Origin of the sequence: Chitinivorax tropicus, from assembly GCF_014202905.1 — a bacterium.
Lineage (GTDB): Bacteria > Pseudomonadota > Gammaproteobacteria > Burkholderiales > SCOH01 > Chitinivorax > Chitinivorax tropicus.
In genome coordinates this window covers 1-1,761 of record NZ_JACHHY010000076.1, presented here as the reverse complement: position 1 = coordinate 1,761, position 1,761 = coordinate 1, and the positions used below count along the sequence as shown (strand labels likewise).

Below are 1,761 nucleotides of genomic sequence, written 5' to 3'. Positions count from 1 at the left end.
GTTGCACCGATGACGCTGCTGGACATGACGATCAGTGGAGCCTACAACGCCATCAATGAAGCCAGCATAAGTGGCCAGCGCTGGGCACGCTATGGCTTCAGCAATGACACAGCGGATGCGTGGGCGGGTTCACTATCGTTTGCCAACGGGGCGCTGGGGCTATCGCCAGCCATCGGGCTGAAGGGAGCAGTGGGGCCAAGCGTTGAGTTGGTTAAGGATACGGTCAGCGCGGTAAGGGCCCCGATCAGCCACACTGCGGCGTATCTGCGAGCCAAGGGCGTGCCTGACTGGAATATCCTGCCTCTCGAGTACACCCCTGGGACCTTGTATTCGAATCCGCTGCCGGTTAGGTTGGAGCGGGTGGTGCCGGGTGGGGTAGAATTGGGAGGAAGTGTCGCAAACAGTGCAGGGCGCTTATCAGCATACTCAGGTGATGTTTATGCATCTGATTTTGTTGGCCCAGTAAAGTGGAAATATTTTTATCGTGGCGATGCCACATTGAGAACGGATTTTCTGTCTTCAATGGCGCAAGAGCGCGGCGTCGCCGCAACAACAGAGTTCCTGAATACTAGGTCAACGTCTCAATTGAGTGAGATATACGCTGACCACGGACTTGGTAGTCAAGGCTTACCAACAATTGGTGTTTCCGATAATCCTGCTGTGGCGGAATATTTCGCACGCGGTCCCAGCCAAAAGCAAAGCGGCGTTGTTACTATGTTCCGGCTTGAATCGCGTGATGCTGCGAATGCTGCTATTCCAAACTATGAAAATCCACATGCTTGGTTTGGGAGCAATCCAATTAATGGGTTGGATGAGCGGGAGTATCTATTCCATACACTGATCGATCCAAAATATATTTATCAACAGTTGCCAGTGGTGCCGAAATGAACGAACTACGTCTTGCATGGGAACCGGAAAATTTGACTCCATTAAGCTCCATAGAGGAGCGTATGGTCCTTTATACAAAGGGGCGTGGTGGAATAATCATTTTAGGTAATGGCACTTTACTTTCCCTGACCAAGGGAGATAGTGATGTTGAGGATGCAAAAAAAGCTCTAGATGAGGCTCGATTTATTACTGATTTCCGAGTGGTACATCTCAAGGAAGGGGGGTATATGGTGGCATTTCACGATGCTGTCGCCGTGTTTGTTGGACATGACGAGTTCGAGCAGATGAAAGAGGAAATTCTGGCGAGGCAAAATGAATTACGATTCCCAGGGGAGGTCTTTTTTGCCCCGCCCAATAATCAATCAGCACACACTTTGATTGGTTTGTATGCTCGGGGAAAGCTTCAGCGAGATGCGTACTTCTTTAGTTTTTACAAACGAATTTGAGCTGCATGTCAGTCTAGTCATTTTACGGTTTCGAAATCATACGCCGGAGTAAACCAACCACGTTCGTAGAACGTGGTTTTGCCTTATGCCCCCCAGAGGGGGGCACACACCTAGCAGCCCTTCGGAGAAGGCCTGCTTCTCGGTTCCAATTGAAGCTGTTGCTGATGCAATTCTTCTTTCTCCTGGAACCTCACATACCTTTGGATCATCTCGCTGTTCAGGCCAACCGTATCAACGCAGTAACCTTTTGCCCAGAAATGATTACCCCAATACGGCTTCTTGCGAATGTAGGGGAGTACATTGAATAGCCTGATCGCAGTACGCCCTTTCAGTGACCTTTCCCCGTTAGGTATCCCAGTCTTTAATTAGCAACCTGGATCCTCTGTTGGTGGTACTTCTGCCGGAATTCTTCCGGCGTTAAATATCC

At 49.8% G+C, this 1,761-nt stretch carries 2 protein-coding genes and 1 pseudogene; 2 read left to right on the top strand and 1 reads right to left on the bottom strand.

Going from position 1 to position 1,761, the window contains the following annotated elements; genetic code table 11:
* Positions 1-888 (top strand): hypothetical protein (locus HNQ59_RS19335; protein WP_221320302.1); only part of this gene is annotated, 888 nt, incomplete at its 5' end.
* A complete protein-coding gene (locus HNQ59_RS19330; RefSeq protein ID WP_184042020.1) occupies positions 885-1,334 on the top strand; it encodes a hypothetical protein in 450 nt (149 codons plus the stop codon). The genes HNQ59_RS19335 and HNQ59_RS19330, both read left to right, overlap by 4 nt.
* Before the next feature lie 110 nt (positions 1,335-1,444).
* Here HNQ59_RS19330 and HNQ59_RS19325 read toward each other — a convergent pair.
* Positions 1,445-1,666, bottom strand: a pseudogene (locus tag HNQ59_RS19325) (transposase); the annotation flags it as partial.
* Positions 1,667-1,761 lie beyond the last annotated feature (95 nt).